The 2,523-nt window shown below is 63.8% G+C and carries 3 protein-coding genes; all 3 read left to right on the top strand.

What is annotated here, in order from left to right; genetic code table 11:
• The first annotated feature begins 94 nt into the window (after positions 1 to 94).
• The 3 genes from BXA07_RS29630 to BXA07_RS29620 are packed head-to-tail and all read left to right on the top strand — an operon-like array spanning position 95 to position 2,441.
• Complete coding sequence (locus BXA07_RS29630; RefSeq protein WP_070224719.1) at positions 95 to 481, top strand: IS66-like element accessory protein TnpA; 387 nt, start codon at positions 95 to 97, stop codon at positions 479 to 481.
• A complete protein-coding gene (gene tnpB, locus BXA07_RS29625; RefSeq protein ID WP_070224718.1) occupies positions 478 to 825 on the top strand; it encodes an IS66 family insertion sequence element accessory protein TnpB in 348 nt (115 codons plus the stop codon). Before BXA07_RS29630 ends, tnpB begins: the two co-directional genes overlap by 4 nt.
• Before the next feature lie 29 nt (positions 826 to 854).
• Positions 855 to 2,441 carry an IS66 family transposase gene (locus BXA07_RS29620; RefSeq protein WP_076573254.1) on the top strand — a complete coding sequence of 529 codons (1,587 nt, stop codon included), beginning with the start codon at positions 855 to 857 and terminating at the stop codon, positions 2,439 to 2,441.
• Positions 2,442 to 2,523 lie beyond the last annotated feature (82 nt).

The raw sequence follows: 2,523 nt of genomic DNA, 5'->3' as shown, positions 1-2,523 counted from the left end.
GTAAGCGTAAAGCCAGCGCCGTCTTTACCTCGACTACTCCTGCCAGCATGATTTGAGGTTGAGACACAAATCGATTGTGTCCACAAACTCGATTATGGACACAATAATTCAACCAGTCGCAAGACCCTCAAAACGTGGCAGCTACCGGCGCCACTCCGATGCATTCAAGCGGGCCGTCGTCGCCCAGTCGCTGCTGTCGGACGCATCCGTTTCGCGCATCGCCCGCCAGCACAACCTCAACGCCAATCAGGTATTCGCTTGGCGTAAACTGTTCGGAGAAGGCCAGCAGGAATCTGGCAATAATGTCTGCACACTGCTGCCGGTGACGGTGGTGGCGCCGGTCATGGCACAGCCCGTGGCTGAGCAGGCACCAGCGTGCGGCGGCATCATCGAACTGACCGTTGGCAAAGCGCGGCTGCGGCTGGAAGGCGCCGTTGACACTGCCGTGCTGCACCTGGTGTTGCAGCGGCTGCTGCCATGATCGGCCTGCCGGCCCACACCCGGATCTGGATCGTCGCTGGCATCACCGACATGCGCTGCGGCTTCAACGGCCTGGCGGCCAAGATAGAGACGACGCTGCAGGCCGATCCATTCAACGGCCATGTGTTTGTATTTCGTGGCCGGCGCGGCGACATCATCAAACTGCTGTGGTGGACTGGCGACGGCCTGTGCCTGCTGGCCAAGCGGCTTGAGCGGGGCCATTTCATCTGGCCGCAGGCCAGCAGCGGCACGGTCACGCTGACGCAGGCCCAACTGTCGATGCTGCTCGAAGGCATCGACTGGCGCCAGCCGGTACGCACCTGGCAACCATCGTCGGGCTTGTAAACGTCGGCGCCCTCGCGTAAACTTGGCCCATGCTCAATTCAGCCGATCTGCCCAACGACATCAATGCCCTGAAGGCGTTGCTGCTGGCGGCCGAGCAGACGCTGCGTGAGCGCGACACCGTCATCGCCGCGCACGACGAGCTGGTGTCAGGACTGCGCGCGCAACTGACGACGACCGAGGTCGAGATCGAGCATCTGAAGCTGATGATTGCCAAGCTGCGTCGCATGCAGTTCGGTCGCAAATCCGAGAAGCTGGACCACCAGATCGAACAGCTGGAACTACAACTGGAAGACCTGCAAGCGACCGAGGGTGAGGCCGAGCGCGAGCGGCCGCCTGCAGACAAGGCACCGCGCACCAAGTCGGCGCGCAAACCGCTGCCGGAGCACCTGGCGCGCGACGAGCGCGTGTATCAACCGCAGGCCGAGGCTTGCCCGGCGTGCGGTGGCGGGCTGCGCAAGTTGGGTGAGGACGTCGCCGAGCAACTGGAGTTCGTGCCGGCCAGCTTCCGCGTGATTCGTCATGTACGTCCGAAGCTGGCGTGCAAGTGCTGCGACACCATCGTGCAGGCACCGGCGCCAAGCCGGCCGATCGCGCGCGGCATTGCCGGACCGGGGCTGCTGGCCCATATCCTGGTGGCCAAGTTCGCCGACCATCTGCCGCTGTACCGGCAGTCTGTCATCTATGCCCGCGAAGGTGTCGAACTGGAACGTGCGCTGCTGGCGAACTGGGTCGGGGCGGCCAGCGCGCTGCTGCGCCCGCTGGTCGAGGCGATCCGGCGCCATGTGCTCGCTGGCGCCAAGCTGCACGCCGACGACACGCCGATTCCAGTACTGGCACCAGGCAATGGCAAGACGAAAACAGCACGGCTGTGGACGTACGTGCGTGACGATAGCGCCTCCGGCGACACCACGCCAGCAGCGGTCTGGTTCGCCTACACGCCGGACCGCAAAGGCATCCATCCGCAAACCCACCTGGCCAGCTTCAGCGGCGTGCTGCAGGCTGACGCCTATGCCGGCTTCAATGCGCTGTACGTCGACGGCACCATCCAGGAGGCGGCATGCTGGGCGCACGCACGGCGAAAATTCTACGATTTGCACGCGGCCAGGCCATCTGCCATCACGACCGAGGCGTTGCGCCGCATCGCCGAACTGTATGTGATCGAAGCCGAGATTCGCGGCAAACCACCGCACGAACGACAGCTGGTTCGCCAATCAAGAGCGCGCCCTTTGCTCGACGACTTAGACCATTGGCTGCGCGCCACGCTCGAAAAACTGTCGCGCAAGTCGGACACGGCGGCGGCAATCCAGTACGCGCTGAACCTATGGCCGGCGTTGCTGCGTTACTGCGACGACGGCATCATCGAGATCGACAACTCGGCCGCCGAGCGGGCGTTGCGCGGTGTCGCCATCGGCCGCCGCAATTACCTGTTCGCAGGTGCCGACAGCGGCGGCGAGCGTGCCGCCGCGATCTACTCGCTGATCGGCACGGCCAAGCTCAACGGTGTTGACCCCGAGGCCTGGCTGCGCCATGTGCTGACCAACATCGCCGATCATCCGGTCAACCGGGTCGACGACTTCCTGCCTTGGAACTGCGCCGCGCAGCTCCCTTCGGCTTAAAAACACGCCGCTTCCCAGCGGTGTGATGCCATCATCTTCTAATTCATTGCCGGGCTCAAGACGGTGCTGGATTTACGCTTAC

This window comes from Janthinobacterium sp. TND4EL3, from assembly GCF_900156175.1.
Lineage (GTDB): Bacteria > Pseudomonadota > Gammaproteobacteria > Burkholderiales > Burkholderiaceae_D > Janthinobacterium.
The sequence above is the reverse complement of the archived record's forward strand: the minus strand, read 5'-3'. Positions and strand labels throughout refer to the sequence as shown.